Below are 14,816 nucleotides of genomic sequence, written 5' to 3'. Positions count from 1 at the left end.
GCGTTGGAGTATTAATCATGGACGAAAGTTCAGAGTATGACGAAAGAGCGTTACGGGACAGTGCTTTTAGGCTGCTGGCAAGACGTGAACAGAGTCGTACTGAATTAAAACGTAAATTAATACAGAAGCAGTGGCCTGCAGATATGGTCAAGCGTGTCGTTGAAGAACTTAATATAGAAGGTTGGCAAAGTGATGAACGGTTTGCCACAAGTTTTATCCGAGAAAAAGTAGGACAAAAGCAAGGTCGGTTAAAAATTATGGCGCAGGTGACTCAACAAAAAGGAATTGCCACTGACATTGCGGAGAAGCTGCTCGATGCGATGGAGATCGACTGGTTTGAATTGTGTGCAGAGCTCAAACAAAAAAAGTTTGGTGATGATGACCCCGCCGATGAAAAAGAGTGGAGCCGACAGGTGCGCTTTTTACAGCAACGGGGCTTTACTCCGGAGCAAATTTTCGCTTGCGTCAATCGACCACGACGCTAGGCTAGACGGCTACTTCGTGATATTCTAAGAGTACTAAAACATTGACCCAAAGTCACTCAGTTAAGAAAAGTAGGACTCAATATGAGCATGAGCAGTGCCCAAATTCGTGATGCATTTTTAAATTACTTTGCTGAACGAGGACACGAAAAAGTTCCGTCAGCATCAATGATTCCTGGTAACGATCCCACCTTATTATTCACTAATGCGGGGATGGTTCCATTCAAAGACGTTTTCTTGGGTACTGACAAACGCCGTTACAATAAAGCGACTGCGGCTCAACGTTGCTTGCGTGCCGGTGGTAAGCACAACGATCTTGAAAATGTTGGCTATACGGCTCGACATCATACGTTTTTTGAAATGATGGGTAACTTCAGCTTTGGTGATTACTTCAAAAAGCAGGCTATACAGTACGCCTGGGATTTTTTGACTAATGAATTGAAGCTGCCGGCTGAAAAGCTTTGGGTCACGGTGTTTATCGAAGATGATGAAGCTTACGACATCTGGGCGAAAGACATTGGCGTACCAGAAAACCGTATTTCTCGCATTGGTGAAAAAGACAATTTCTGGTCCATGGGCGATACGGGCCCTTGTGGTCCATGTTCCGAAGTGTTTTATGACCATGGCGAAGAAGTGTGGGGTGGTCCTCCGGGTACGCCGGAAGAAGACGGCGATCGTTACATTGAGATTTGGAATCTGGTGTTTATGCAATATAACCGTCAGGCCGACGGTACTTTAGAGCCTTTACCGGATCCTTCTATTGATACAGGAATGGGGCTTGAGCGCATTTCTGCGATTATGCAGAACGTTCACAGCAACTATGAAATAGACTTGTTCCAGGCGCTGATTAAATCAGCCGCAGAAATTATTGGTACTGATGATCTTGATAATAAATCGTTGCGGGTAATTGCTGATCATATTCGTTCGTGTTCATTCCTGATTGCTGATGGGGTTATGCCATCAAATGAAGGTCGTGGTTATGTCCTGCGTCGTATTATTCGCCGCGCCGTGCGACATGGACATTTGCTGGGTGCAAAAGACACCTTTTTCTTCCGTTTAGTAGACGAATTAGCCCGCCAAATGGGCGATGCGTATCCGGAATTAGAGCAGAAGAAGCAAGTTATTAAAGACGCGCTGGAACGCGAAGAACAACAATTTGCCCGGACGTTGGAACGTGGTCTGGCGATTTTATCGGACGAAATTACACAACTTAAAGGCAAGGTTATACCGGGTGATGTGGTATTCAAACTCTATGATACCTATGGCTTTCCGGTTGATTTAACTGCGGATATTGCGCGTGAGTATGAATTGACAGTTGATGAGCAGGGCTTCGAGCAGGCTATGTCAGAGCAACGTCAGCGTGCGCAACAAGCATCGCAGTTTGGTATGGATTACAACCAACAGCTGAAGTCAAAGAACAAAACAGCATTTACGGGATACGATGATATTGCCGGGCAAGCAAAAGTTGTTGAGCTTTTTAAAGAAGGAAAGCCCGTAGATCAATTACAAGCGGGCGAAACTGGCATCGTTGTTTTATCAGAAACCCCGTTTTATGCAGAAAGTGGTGGTCAGATTGGTGATAAAGGTGTTTTGGTTTCAAATGGTTCAGTATTTGAAGTGACAGACACTCAGTATATTGGCAAAGCGATAGCGCATCATGGTGTCGCAAAGGCAACCGTGAAGTTAAATGACAGTGTAAAAGCTGAAATTGACTCAGAACGCCGGGAAAATATTAAACGAAACCATTCGGCAACTCACTTGCTTCACGCGGCGCTCAGAAACTTGTTAGGTGAGCACGTTACGCAGAAAGGTTCGTTAGTTGAAGCTGATAAAATGCGCTTTGATTTTTCTCATTTTGAGCCTGTCACAAATGAGCAGTTAGCTCAGCTTGAACGTGAAGTTAATGCACAAATTCGGGCTAATTTGTCACTGCAAACTCAGTTAATGGCGATTGATGAAGCAAAAGAAGCTGGCGCTATGGCTTTGTTTGGCGAAAAGTATGATGAGCAAGTGCGAGTTGTGCGTATGGGTGACTTCTCCATGGAGCTTTGCGGTGGTACGCACGTTAAAGCTACAGGTGACATCGGCTTATTCAGAATAACCTCTGAGGGTGGTATAGCGTCGGGCGTACGGCGTATTGAAGTGGTAACTGGCGAAGCCGCAATACGTTATACTCAACAACAGCAAAGTGTATTGCAGCACCTTGCTGGCGAGTTAAAGACTGAACCGACCGCTGTGGCTGATAAAGTGCAGCACTTGCAACTTAAACTCAGAGAATTAGAGCGTAAAAATGATCAGTTACAGAAAAAAATGGCTCAACAGGCCGGTGGTGGTTTAGTTGCCCAGGCTGTTGATATCAATGGCATTAAAGTAATAATTGCTGAGTTAGAACAGGCCGATCCTAAATCTTTACGAGGATTAGTTGATGATCTGAAGAACCAAATTGGTTCGGGTATCGTAGTATTAGGAACTGCAAATGGTGATAAAGTCAGCTTAATAGCTGGCGTTACTACCGATTTAACGTCTAAAGTTAAAGCAGGAGATATAGTGAACCAAGCGGCAAATGTGGTTGGCGGTAAGGGCGGTGGTCGTCCGGACATGGCCCAAGCGGGTGGTTCACTCCCGGAACAATTGAATGAGGCTCTGGCTACTGCTACGACTTGGTTGCAGCAACAGTTGTAACTGTTGCTGTAAGAGTTGAAAACACAACGAAGAATTATGCGCTTCGTTATAGTGTAATCGCTCTCAGTATTGGTAGACTGCGTACGACAGTTCAGGGAAAAGTTCGATATTCGCGGTAAGAATCGGAACAGTATTGAAGGAGCAATTTATGCTAATTTTAACTCGCCGTGTAGGTGAAACATTGATGATAGGTGATGATGTTTCGGTCACTGTTCTCGGCGTCAAGGGAAACCAAGTGCGTATTGGTGTTAATGCCCCGAAAGACGTTTCCGTTCATCGCGAAGAAATCTATATGCGTATTCAGTCCGAAAAGGACGATGAGCAAGAGAAAGAATAATCTTTTAGACTAAGACCGGCGAAAGCCGGTCTTTTTTTATGTTTTTGCCCATTTTGCAGAAAATTCACGCGAGATGGTCAATTATCCCACACTTAGACCCGAGTTTTTAAAAAAGCGATTGACATTATTGCCAACATCGCTAGAATTCACGCCACAACGATTTGGAGAGGTGGCCGAGTGGCTGAAGGCGCTCCCCTGCTAAGGGAGTATAGGGTTTGTAGCCCTATCGAGGGTTCGAATCCCTCCCTCTCCGCCAGTCGTTTTATAGTAACAATACGCGCTCGTAGCTCAGCTGGATAGAGTACCTGGCTACGAACCAGGCGGTCGGAGGTTCGAATCCTCCCGAGCGCGCCACATTGTTACTAATCTGAATACGCGCTCGTAGCTCAACTGGATAGAGTACCTGGCTACGAACCAGGCGGTTGGAGGTTCGAGTCCTCCCGAGCGCGCCATTCTTCTAAATCTTTACTTTCCCTTCTAGTCTAATTTTTAATCGCATTTAATCTCTGAATACCCATTATTTACTGCTGTATCTCCTTGCATGACTTGCTACCATAGTATTTAATAATTTTATAACAATACCTTAGCAACCAATCAGGAGTGTTTCGTGTCGGAACTACTCAATCAAGCTGCGCAACTCATGCTCGTTGGTATGGGCGCAGTCATTATCTTTCTTTGCCTACTGGTCGTTGCCATGGGTGTGATGAAACGCTTGATCCCAACACCTGAGGCTGTAGCCAGTAGTCACACTCCAGTCGAAGATAAAAGCTCTGATACAGCACCTCCTGCGGTACTGGCTGCCATTTCAGCTGCCATCCATCACTATCGCAATGGCACGAAAGCAGCGAATAACAAGGAGAAATCATAATGAGTAAGCCCCTGTTACTGACAGAGTTGGTACTTCGTGACGCGCATCAGTCACTACTCGCAACGCGTATGCGTCTGGAAGACATGTTACCTATTGCCGAAAAGCTCGACAGCATCGGCTATTGGTCAATGGAATCCTGGGGCGGAGCAACCTTTGATTCTTGTATTCGTTATTTGGGTGAAGACCCATGGGAGCGTATTCGTGAGCTGAAAAAAGCGATGCCTAACACGCGTCAGCAAATGTTACTCAGAGGCCAAAATCTGCTGGGTTATCGCCATTATGCGGATGATGTTGTAAAGCGCTTTATTGAACGAGCCAAAGAAAATGGCGTTGATGTTTTTCGTATTTTTGATGCCATGAACGATGTTCGTAACTTAAAAACAGCTATTAAAGCAGCAAAAGATGTAGACGGCCATGCGCAGGGAACACTGGCTTATACCGTCAGTCCGGTTCACACTCTGGATAAATGGGTAGCAATGGCACAGGAACTGGAAGATTTAGGCTGCGACTCGTTGTTCATTAAAGACATGGCCGGTTTATTAAGACCTAACGACGCCTATGAACTGGTTAGTGCGTTGAAGAAAAACACCGATTTGCCGATTGCTATGCAGTGTCATGCTACGACCGGCTTAAGTGTGGCAACCTATCAAAAAGCAATCGATGCCGGCATTGATATGCTGGATACAGCGATTTCGTCAATGAGCATGACTTATGGTCATTCACCGACAGAAACTTTGGTTGCAATGACAGAGAATACGGACCGGGATACTGGCTTGTCTCTGCCTGATCTGGCTGAAGTGGCCACTTATTTCCGTGAAGTTCGTAAAAAGTATGCGAAATTCGAAGGCTCTTTAAAAGGTGTTGATGCGCGCATTCTTCTGGCTCAGGTTCCGGGCGGCATGTTGACCAACATGGAAGGCCAGCTGAAAGAGCAGGGCGCTTTGGATAAATTTGATGAAGTACTGGAAGAAATTCCCAAAGTACGCGAAGACCTTGGCTTTATTCCCCTGGTGACACCAACATCTCAGATAGTAGGGACTCAGGCGGTTCTAAACGTATTGAGCGGTGAACGTTATTCCAATATTTCTAAAGAGACAGCGGCCGTTTTGAAGGGTGAATACGGCGCGACTGCAGCCGAGGTGAATAAAGATCTGCAGAAACGAGTTCTGGATGGTGAGGAAGCTATTACCTGTCGTCCGGCAGATTTGCTGGACAATGAATTGGATGCACTAACGAAAGAGCTTAAAGATAAAGCAACTGATGAAGATATTCGTCTTGCTGATGACGTTGTGGATGACGTTCTGACTTATGCACTGTTCCCGCAAATTGGTTTGAAATTTTTGAAAAATCGCGATAACCCAGATGCTTTTGAACCTGTGCCGAGTGAAGATTCCGAAGAAAAAGCTCATAGCAAAGAGAAAGAAGCTCCTGCTACAACGGGCGGTGTCGAGCAGTACGACGTTGAAGTAGACGGCAAACGCTATAACGTCAAAGTAGGATCTACCGGTCAGTTAGATTCCGTGAAGCCGGCATCGTCAGCTGAAACGCAGCCAGACTCATCCGGTGAGGAAAACTCTAGTGGTGGTGAAACCATTAAAGCGCCGCTGGCTGGCAATATTTTTAAGGTTGTCGCCAAAGAAGGGACAACGGTTAAAGCTGGTGACGTCGTATTGGTATTGGAAGCGATGAAGATGGAAACCGATATTAAAGCGGAAAAAGACGGCAAAGTTCAGACTCTTCATGTAAAAGAAGGTGACGCGGTGACCGTCGGTGATGCTTTGGTGACGGTAGGCTAATATGGATAAGTTGCAGACCTTATGGGAAACCACCGGCATTGCCGCGATGACATTTGGCCAGTTCAGCATGATTATTGTTGGCGGGCTGTTATTGTATTTGGCAATTTCAAAGAAATTTGAACCTTTATTACTATTACCTATTGGCTTTGGCGCAATACTGGCCAATATTCCATTAGGCGGCTTTACCGAGCCTGGTGGGGTTCTTTACTACGTATACAGCGTTGGTATTGATACTGGTGTGTTCCCACTGCTCATTTTTATGGGGGTTGGGGCACTAACCGATTTCGGGCCTTTATTAGCAAACCCGAAAATGTTGTTTTTGGGTGGCGCTGCTCAGTTCGGTATCTTTGCAACCTTGTTTGGTGCTATTGCTCTGAACGGCATACCGGGCATCGAGTTTTCTATGTCCGATGCTGCGGCAATTTCAATCATTGGCGGGGCTGACGGACCCACTGCTATTTTCCTGGCCTCAAAGCTGGCACCTGATTTATTGGGCGCAATTGCTGTAGCGGCGTATTCTTATATGGCGTTGGTACCTATTATTCAGCCGCCAATAATGAAGCTGCTAACCACTCAGGCTGAGCGAGAGATTAAAATGGAGCAGCTACGTCCGGTGGCTCGCCGTGAGAAACTTTTCTTTCCGCTGATAGCCATGGGCTTAACTTTGCTGTTTTTACCTTCAGCAACGCCTTTGGTTGGTATGTTCTGCCTGGGTAATTTAATGCGTGAATCCGGTGTGGTTGAACGCTTAACAAAAACGACCCAGAACGAGCTGATTAACATTGTGACCATCTTCCTCGGTTTGGCCGTTGGCTCTAAACTGCAGGCGGAGCAATTTCTCAGCTTCCAGACGTTAGGTATTCTGGTATTAGGTGCAGTGGCATTTTCCATTGGTACTGCCAGTGGTATTTTAATGGCGAAGTTGATGGGTAAGTTCAGTAAAGATCCAATTAATCCATTGATTGGCGCTGCCGGGGTTTCAGCTGTGCCTATGGCGGCCCGGGTAGTCAATAAAGTTGGTTTACAGGCTAATCAGCAAAACTTCCTGCTGATGCATGCTATGGGACCTAACGTGGCCGGAGTCTTAGGCTCAGCCGTTGCAGCGGGCGTTTTACTGGCATTGGTTTAACGTCCGGTCAGAAACATCATCGCCGTGTAAAAAGCGGCGATGACAGCGCTTATCACCGCAATATACACAAAGCCTTTGTAACCTTGTTTAATACTCCAGCCATTAGCGCGCAAATACAGCAACCAAATCAGACTGAGTAGTAACGGAATAATAAAAAAGTATCGGGTCATAGCAATTCCTTAAGACTGATGTTGCTGAATAGCTTCTAGGTCGACAGCCGCCTGATGAGCATAACGTAAACGTTTTTCCAGTTCAGTAATTTGGTCTGCGACCTTATCAATATTTCCATCTGCCATAAATTGCTCAAGATCAGCCGCTTTGTTTTGCAACTGAGTAAAACCGAGGTTTGCGGCTGCTCCTTTTAGGGAGTGAAAATAGCGACGGGCACTTTCATGCTGACCGCGGGTAATAAAGTCAGAAACCTTTGTCGCGCTGCCCTGATAGGTTTCATACAACTGTTCTACTAACTTGAGATAAAGCTCAACATTATACTGTAAGCGTTTCAACGCCGCTTCAAACTCAATACCTTTCACTTGTGGGATGCGAACCGGCGGTTTAGTAACCTCTTCCGGCGTGGGGTCTGGTAATGTTTCTGGTTGTTGGTTATTGGTGTAGTCACCCGGGACCGCCCATTTAATAATGGCTTTAATCAGTTGTTGTTCATCAATTGGCTTGGCAATATGCCCTTGCATACCTGCGGCAAGTGAACGCTCTTCATCACCACTCATTGCATTGGCCGTCATTGCCAGAATAGGAAGCTGTTGGTAATTGAAGTCGGCGCGGATTGTTTGTGCCGCTTTCAGCCCGTCCATGACCGGCATTTGAATATCCATTAATACCAGCGAGTAATTTTTGTTATGAACGGCTTCTACTGCTAACTGCCCGTTTTCTACTATATCTACTTTAAACTTATGACTTGAGAGGATTTCCCTGGCGACTTGTTGGTTAATCTCATTGTCCTCTACCACTAAAATAGGTGCTCGCAGAATACTTTCCGGGATGCCATCACCACTGTCGGCATCGTTCGCATCGGGGAGTTCACGTTGAAATAACGTCGAGGTCAGGCTTCTACCTAAGGTTGACGCGGTAAAGGGTTTTGAAATGATGTCATTGACGCCCGCTTGTTTTGCTTTTTCTGATAACTCTTCAGCATAATAACCCGTTGCCAGAGTAAGTTTAGGACGAGTGTCATCGTCATAGCGCTCGGTAATCTTTTGGCAAAACTCCAGGCCGTCCATGCCGGGTAGACGCCAATCGACCAAAACCAACTGGTATGGGGAACTTTCTTCGACAGATTGCTGAAAGACCTGAAGCGCTTGCTCTGCTGTACGACAAACTTTGACGTCAACCTGGTAACTGCGCAGCATTTCGTAGAGCATTTCCCGAGTACTTAAATTGTCATCAATGGCGAGAATGCGAACACCTGTCAACTTTTTCAGAAGGTACTGATGGTGACTGTTGTCCTGCTCAGTTTGCAGAGGCAGCTCAACTTCAATGTAGAAAGTGGAGCCCTGACCAGACGCACTGGTTACGCCGATATCACCGCCCATGAGTAAGATAAGGCGACGGGAGATAGCTAAGCCGAGCCCGGTACCGCCATATTTCCGGGTTGTAGAAGTATCAGCCTGGGTAAAGGCTTTAAAGAGGTTAGCTCGTTGTTCTTCATCCATTCCTATGCCGGTGTCGGTCACCGAGATGCGCAATAAAACACTGTCCTGAGAGCTGTCGAGCAAGTTAACCGCTACGTTGATTTCACCATCTTCAGTAAACTTAATAGCGTTACTAATCAAGTTAACCAGAACTTGATTTAACCGCAGTGGGTCACCGATTAAACGAGTCGGGATATTTGCCGGCAAGTTAATAATGAACTCGAGGTCCTTATCGTAAGCTCGGTAAGCGAACATATCAGCTAATGAGGTTAATACGTCCTGCAAGTCGAAAGGAATACGCTCTACGGTCAATTTACCGGCATCAATTTTTGAGAAATCGAGAATGTCATTGATAACGCCGAGTAAAGCCTGGGAAGATGAGTCAATAACTTTGATATAGCGTTTTTGCTTTTGGCTAAGCTCGGTTTTCAGGCACAGATTAGCCATGCCCACAATGGCGTTAATTGGCGTGCGAATTTCATGACTCATATTAGCCAAAAATTCCCCTTTCGACTGGTTTGCACGCTCAGCCGTTTCTTTGGCTTTTTCCATTTCTTCTGCAACCGACTTAATTCCAGATATATCGTAGTAACTGCCAAGAATACCGATAATATTGTGATCGTCGTCGTAAAGCGGAACGCTGGAATGCTCCACCCATTGGCTTTTACTATTAACCTTTAATTCTATTTCTGCGTTGACAGAAGGGGATTTCTGGCTAAAGGTTCTTTTATCTCGTTCCAGTAAAACCTCATTGCTAGCCAGCGATTCGACTTCGGCGTCTGATTTACCTGCCAGATCTTCAGGTGCAATACCAAAGTCGTTGGCAAAAGCCCGGTTTCCGCCTAGTAAGTTGAGCTGAGGGTCGCGCCAATAAACACGGGTTGGCAGGTCATTAAAGACTTGCTCAAATAGCTGCAGAGAATCAGATGATAAAAAAGGCTGACGAAAAGGAGCGGTTAAGGCATTACGACGGGACCACCACCAAATAACAACGCCAATGATCAAACTGAACAGAATCATCGCAACTAACGCTGTGTCACTCCAGGGAGCTGGCAGCAATGCGTATAACGCCAGACTGGTTACTTGGAGAATAACGAAAATGAGCTGTAAAAAGGTCCAGAATGAATTCATGGTTAGTCCGTAACCGAGTGGTTATATAAACGGCATGTAGTCTGCCACGTTGAGCCTGAATCGCCAAGTTATGTGCGTAAATTAACAGTAACAAACATAGACCTTTGAGCGAATTACCAGTAAGCTGATCGGCAGAAAACTATCCGTCTCAGTGAATGGAGTTGTCTTTTGCAAGCAACATTTCAAGCAGTAATCGAAAAGCTTAAGCAATCGGGGAAAACGGCAGTTTGGCAGGGCATTCAACGTGGTATTGAACGTGAAGCTTTGCGCATAAAAGAGAATGGAACGCTGGCACCTGGCGACCACCCGCAGGAGCTGGGTAAAACTCTGACTCACCCAACTATTACAACCGATTATTCAGAGAACCTGCTTGAGTTTATCACGCCGGTTTCAACCGATATTGAAACCACGCTGGAACAGCTTCGTGATATTCATCGGGTAACTTATAGAGCCATTGGCGATGAGCTACTGTGGCCAATGAGCATGCCTTGTTATATCGGTTCTGATAATGACATCCGTATTGCTAAATATGGTGACTCACATTCCGGACGAATGAAAAGTCTTTATCGTCGAGGCTTAACCTATCGTTATGGCGCCACGATGCAGGTGATTGCCGGAGTCCATTATAATTTTTCTGTCTCTGAAGAGATGTGGGAAGAATTGTCTGAGGCTGAAGGCGTTAGCGACAAACAGGATTTCCGCACAGAACGCTACTTTGGCCTAATTCGCAATTTTAAACGTATTGCTTGGGTTATTCCGTATCTGTTCGGGGCGTCGCCGGCCTTATGCAAATCTTTCTTTAGTCAGACCAATAATGAAGAAATCTTGCAGAAATGGGACTTTGATACCGTTGGTAAAGGAACCGTTTATTTGCCTTATGGCACTTCGCTGCGCATGAGTGACTTAGGTTATACCAACAAAGAGCAGGCAACACTTAAGATAACTTACAATTCATTGCAGGAATATGTTTCAGGATTGCGCCGGGCGATTACCACACCGTCTCAGCAGTTTTCGAAAATTGGTGTAAAAATAGGCGACGATTATCGTCAGCTTAACGATAATATCCTCCAGATAGAAAATGAATTTTATTCACCCATTCGGCCAAAACAAACCGCACGTGATGGGGAAACACCAAGCCAGGCACTAGAGCGGGGCGGGGTAGAGTATGTTGAAATTCGAGCGCTGGATGTGAATCCCTTTAGCGATGTTGGCATTACTGCGCAGCAGATGCATTTCCTTGACCTCATGTTGTTGTATTGTTTGCTGCAACCAAGCGACAAGATGAGCTGGGAGCAGCAGCAACAGGCAGATAAAAACTTTACTAAAGTGGTTATGCAAGGACGTGATCCCCGTTTAAGCTTGCAGCAAAATGGCAATGAACGGTTAATGGCAGACTGGCTGGAGGAGTTATTTGCAGACTTCACACCGCTTGCGAAAGTTTTAGATGAGAGCTCGGGTGATAAAAGTTACCAAAATCACTTAGCTGATTTATATGAGTGGGTACTGAATCCTGAAAGAACTTTGTCGGGTCAAATTTTAGGCTTGCTCAAAGAAGAAAATCGGGATAATAGTAGTTTAGGTATGCAGCTAGCTAAACAATACCGTGACCAATTAAATAATCAGCAGCTCAGCTACTATGAGCCGCAAGACTTTGCCAAATGGGCTCTGCAATCAGAGCGGGCTTTTGACGATCGTTATTTACAGGATAACAACGTTGATTTCGACACTTTCCTGGCAAATTATTTCAAACAAGCGGCGAGAACGGGTCAGGCATCTGACTGACATAAAAAAACGCAGCCCATTAGGACTGCGTTAAATAAAACGTTCAGGGGATGAACATGAATGCATTTCTCAGCAACAGCTTGTGTTCAATTACTGAGAGTTAACTGAGTGAATAAAGTTCAATGGCAATAAAACTTTTTCTCCTTACCCAGCCTAAAGTATTGGTCAGCGCCTTCGTGTTAGCGACGTTAACAGGCTGTGCGACGCCGCCGCCAGCCAACCCTGAAAATGTCTGTCATATTTTTGAGGAACATCGAGATTGGTATCATGCTGCAGCCGATGCTCGGGATCGCTGGGGAGTTCCTATTCACGTACCCATGGCTATGATGTACCAGGAAAGCTCATTTAAGCATAATGCCTTACCACCTAGAGACTATTTATTAGGTTTTATTCCGTGGGGAAGAGTGAGCTCTGCCTACGGTTATTCGCAAGCCAAGACAATGACCTGGGAAGACTATCAACGCGAAACCGGTAATGGCTGGGCCAGCCGTGATGACTTTGAAGACGCGATAGACTTTATGGGTTGGTTTATTTCAAAAACTTATAAAATTAATGGGGTATCGAAGTGGGATGCCTACGGACAATACCTTAATTATCATGAGGGCTGGGGAGGCTACCAGCGCAAGTCTTATTTAAAGAAGCCTTGGCTGGTAAAAGTATCCCGAGTTGTTAAAAGTCGCTCGATGACTTATGCCGCACAGCTTAATAAGTGCGAAGAAGATTTAAAACACGGTTGGCTGTGGCGTTTATTTTTTGGTTAGTCATTGGATTGACTGGTTGGCCGCTGGTATAGGTTAGGTAGTACTCGGACTTGTTTGATCATGGTGTCGCCAATTTCGACAAGTTCCACCGGGTATCCGCCTAAACGAAGTGATAAGCGGGCATCCGGGATATCACCAAACTGTTCAATAATAAGGCCACTCAGTGTTTTGGGTCCGTCAATTGGAAATTCCCAGTCCATTTCTTTATTGAGTTCACGCAAGTTAGCTGAGCCATCAACTAAAAAGCTGCCGTCATTATCCAGAGTAACTGCGTCACTTGGAGCAGGGGCCATAGAGGTCGTAAAGTCGCCGACAATCTCTTCTAAAATATCTTCCAGAGTCACTAAGCCCTGAATATCTCCATATTCGTCGACTACCAGGCCAATCCTTTCTTTACGGCGCTGAAACTTAAGTAGCTGTACGTTGAGTGGCGTTCCTTCTGGAATAAAGTAACTGTCGCGAGCTGCTCGGACTAAAATGGATTTGTCAGCGGTAAACTGATTTTTACTCATTAGCCGCATCACATCTCGCGCATGCAAAAAGCCGATAGCGTCATCTATTTCGTTGCGATAAAGCAAAACGCGGGTGTGTTGCCCGTTTGATAGTTGCTTAACAATAGACTTCCAGTCGTCACTAATATCAATGCCGACAATTTCATTACGGGGGATCATAACGTCCTCGACCGTGACTTTTTCAAGGTCGAGAATGCTGACCAACATTTCCTGGTGCGAGGTAGGAATCAGGTTTCCGGCTTCGTTAACCACTGTGCGTAATTCATCTGAGCTCAGGGCATCTGCCATTTGTGATTGCTTTGGATTCACGCCCAACATCCGCATAAAGGAATTGGTAATAAAGTTCATGCCAATAACAATGGGATACATGACTTTCAGCAGAGGCAGCAAAATCAAAGAGCTGGGGAAAGAAATACGCTCAGGATGCAGTGCCGCAATGGTTTTGGGGGTGACTTCAGAAAAAATCAGAATAATTAAGGTTAAACCGAAAGTGGCGATAACGATCCCGGCATCGCCAAACCAGCGCAGACAAAGAATGGTGGCGATAGCAGATGCACCAATGTTGACCAGGTTATTGCCAATTAGAATAAGGCCTATCAACCGGTCAGGACGATCAAGCAGGTACTGGACTCGTTTGGCTCCGGGGTGATTATTTTGTACTAGATGGCGTAGCCGATACCGGTTGATTGACATCATGCCAGTTTCGGAGCCAGAGAAGTATGCGGATAAAAATAACAGTACGGCTAAAATCACGAGCAATAGGCTCGTTGATATCTCGTCCAACGCTTTGTTCCTTAATTAAACTGTGAGTGTGACAATGTAGAGTTCTCAGCTATGAAGTCAAGTTTCATTCAAGATAAGAGAAAATCTTTCACGAACCGACTGCCAAAATAACCTAATGTCAGTAGGGTGCTGGCTAACACGGTAAGTACAACAATAATACGTCCGCGCAACCCAGATGTTCGGTGCAGAACAACCGCTAATAAATAAAGAAGTGCCGCTATGCTGGTTAGAATGGTTTTGTGTGCCTGCTGTTGAGCGAACATGTTCTCTAGAAAAATGAACCCCGTACCAAGAGCGAGAAACAGAACAACAGTGCCAAGCGCGAGCAGATTAAAAAAATATTTTTCGACGGTCATTAACGGCGGCAGTTTGCTTAACAGAATATGACCTTTTCGATTCTTAAGGACACGATTTAAATAACTGGTTTGCAATGCATAGAGAGTCGCTAAGGCCAAAATACCGTAGGCAACCAAAGACAAAGTGATATGAAAGACTAATCCGTGACCGGTGCTGATGTCGGCACCCCAGTCAACCGGAGTGAAAACGAGTAACACAGTCGTAAGGGCTGAAAACAGATAAATAACCGGTTTCAGAAATAAATTACTCGCCTGATTGTTTTTTAGTAAGGTTAAAGTAGCGATTAAAAAGGCGACAATAGCCAAACTTGACGAGATATTAATGTGATCGAAATCGTCGTAAGAAAGTTGTAGCAGGATAAGCCAACCATGGGCGATGACCGCCAAGGCGGCAGGTACAATTTGATAAGCCGGGTGAAGCGCTTTGTTTTTGAGTATATTTTGCAGAATAACAAAAGCGCTGGCGCTATAACCCAATAAGCTGATTAGCAACAATAAAGAGAGCATCACGCGCTCGAATTCCCTGGTTCCTGTTGTTCGTAGTCATG

The 14,816-nt window shown here is 45.4% G+C and carries 12 protein-coding genes and 3 tRNA genes; 11 read left to right on the top strand and 4 right to left on the bottom strand.

Features of this window, described 5'->3' with window-relative positions; genetic code table 11:
* Positions 1–17: 17 nt before the first annotated feature.
* The 9 genes from CWI78_RS02770 (at position 18) to CWI78_RS02730 (ending at position 7,294) form a co-directional block, all read left to right on the top strand.
* Positions 18–485, top strand: a complete 468-nt coding sequence (locus CWI78_RS02770; RefSeq protein ID WP_126780029.1) for a regulatory protein RecX — start codon at positions 18–20, stop codon at positions 483–485.
* Between the two features lie 81 nt (positions 486–566).
* Complete coding sequence (gene alaS / locus CWI78_RS02765) at positions 567–3,164, top strand: alanine--tRNA ligase (RefSeq protein WP_126780027.1); 2,598 nt, start codon at positions 567–569, stop codon at positions 3,162–3,164.
* A gap of 148 nt (positions 3,165–3,312) precedes the next feature.
* Complete coding sequence (gene csrA, locus CWI78_RS02760) at positions 3,313–3,501, top strand: carbon storage regulator CsrA (RefSeq protein ID WP_126780025.1); 189 nt, start codon at positions 3,313–3,315, stop codon at positions 3,499–3,501.
* A gap of 163 nt (positions 3,502–3,664) precedes the next feature.
* Positions 3,665–3,757: transfer RNA gene (locus CWI78_RS02755), tRNA-Ser, on the top strand.
* A 21-nt stretch (positions 3,758–3,778) separates the two neighbouring features.
* A tRNA-Arg gene (locus CWI78_RS02750) sits at positions 3,779–3,855 on the top strand.
* Positions 3,856–3,876: 21 nt separating this feature from the next.
* A tRNA-Arg gene (locus CWI78_RS02745) sits at positions 3,877–3,953 on the top strand.
* 155 nt (positions 3,954–4,108) lie between these two features.
* Positions 4,109–4,369, top strand: a complete 261-nt coding sequence (locus CWI78_RS02740) for an oxaloacetate decarboxylase subunit gamma (protein ID WP_126780023.1) — start codon at positions 4,109–4,111, stop codon at positions 4,367–4,369.
* Positions 4,369–6,165 carry a sodium-extruding oxaloacetate decarboxylase subunit alpha gene (oadA, locus tag CWI78_RS02735; RefSeq protein ID WP_126780021.1) on the top strand — a complete coding sequence of 599 codons (1,797 nt, stop codon included), beginning with the start codon at positions 4,369–4,371 and terminating at the stop codon, positions 6,163–6,165. Before CWI78_RS02740 ends, oadA begins: the two co-directional genes overlap by 1 nt.
* Before the next feature lies 1 nt (position 6,166).
* Positions 6,167–7,294 (top strand): sodium ion-translocating decarboxylase subunit beta, encoded by a 1,128-nt coding sequence (locus CWI78_RS02730; RefSeq protein ID WP_126780019.1) that lies wholly within the window; start codon positions 6,167–6,169, stop codon positions 7,292–7,294.
* On the opposite strand, the gene CWI78_RS12905 is transcribed toward CWI78_RS02730, so the two are convergent.
* Together CWI78_RS12905 and CWI78_RS02725 are read right to left on the bottom strand one after the other, a co-directional pair.
* The gene (locus tag CWI78_RS12905; RefSeq protein WP_167468592.1) at positions 7,291–7,464 is read right to left on the bottom strand and encodes a hypothetical protein; all 174 of its coding nucleotides are present in this window, start codon (positions 7,462–7,464) and stop codon (positions 7,291–7,293) included. The two genes, CWI78_RS02730 and CWI78_RS12905, sit on opposite strands and share 4 nt — an antisense overlap.
* A gap of 9 nt (positions 7,465–7,473) precedes the next feature.
* On the bottom strand, positions 7,474–10,074 hold the full coding sequence (locus tag CWI78_RS02725) for a response regulator (RefSeq protein ID WP_126780017.1): 2,601 nt from the start codon (positions 10,072–10,074) through the stop codon (positions 7,474–7,476).
* Between the two features lie 168 nt (positions 10,075–10,242).
* Between CWI78_RS02725 and gshA the strand changes: the two genes are divergently transcribed.
* Entirely contained in the window at positions 10,243–11,856 is a 1,614-nt protein-coding gene (gene gshA, locus CWI78_RS02720) for a glutamate--cysteine ligase (protein WP_126780015.1), read from the top strand.
* Positions 11,857–11,978: 122 nt separating this feature from the next.
* Complete coding sequence (locus CWI78_RS02715) at positions 11,979–12,617, top strand: transglycosylase SLT domain-containing protein (RefSeq protein ID WP_126780013.1); 639 nt, start codon at positions 11,979–11,981, stop codon at positions 12,615–12,617.
* On the opposite strand, the gene CWI78_RS02710 is transcribed toward CWI78_RS02715, so the two are convergent.
* Together CWI78_RS02710 and CWI78_RS02705 are read right to left on the bottom strand one after the other, a co-directional pair.
* Positions 12,614–13,912, bottom strand: coding sequence for an HlyC/CorC family transporter (locus CWI78_RS02710; protein WP_126780011.1), 1,299 nt, complete (start codon positions 13,910–13,912; stop codon positions 12,614–12,616). The two genes, CWI78_RS02715 and CWI78_RS02710, sit on opposite strands and share 4 nt — an antisense overlap.
* 68 nt (positions 13,913–13,980) lie before the next feature.
* Positions 13,981–14,775, bottom strand: coding sequence for a cytochrome C assembly family protein (locus CWI78_RS02705; protein WP_126780321.1), 795 nt, complete (start codon positions 14,773–14,775; stop codon positions 13,981–13,983).
* Between the last annotated feature and the right edge of the window lie 41 nt (positions 14,776–14,816).

It is taken from the genome of Idiomarina ramblicola (assembly GCF_003987255.1).
Classification (GTDB): Bacteria; Pseudomonadota; Gammaproteobacteria; order Enterobacterales; family Alteromonadaceae; genus Idiomarina; species Idiomarina ramblicola.
The sequence above is the reverse complement of the archived record's forward strand: the minus strand, read 5'-3'. Positions and strand labels throughout refer to the sequence as shown.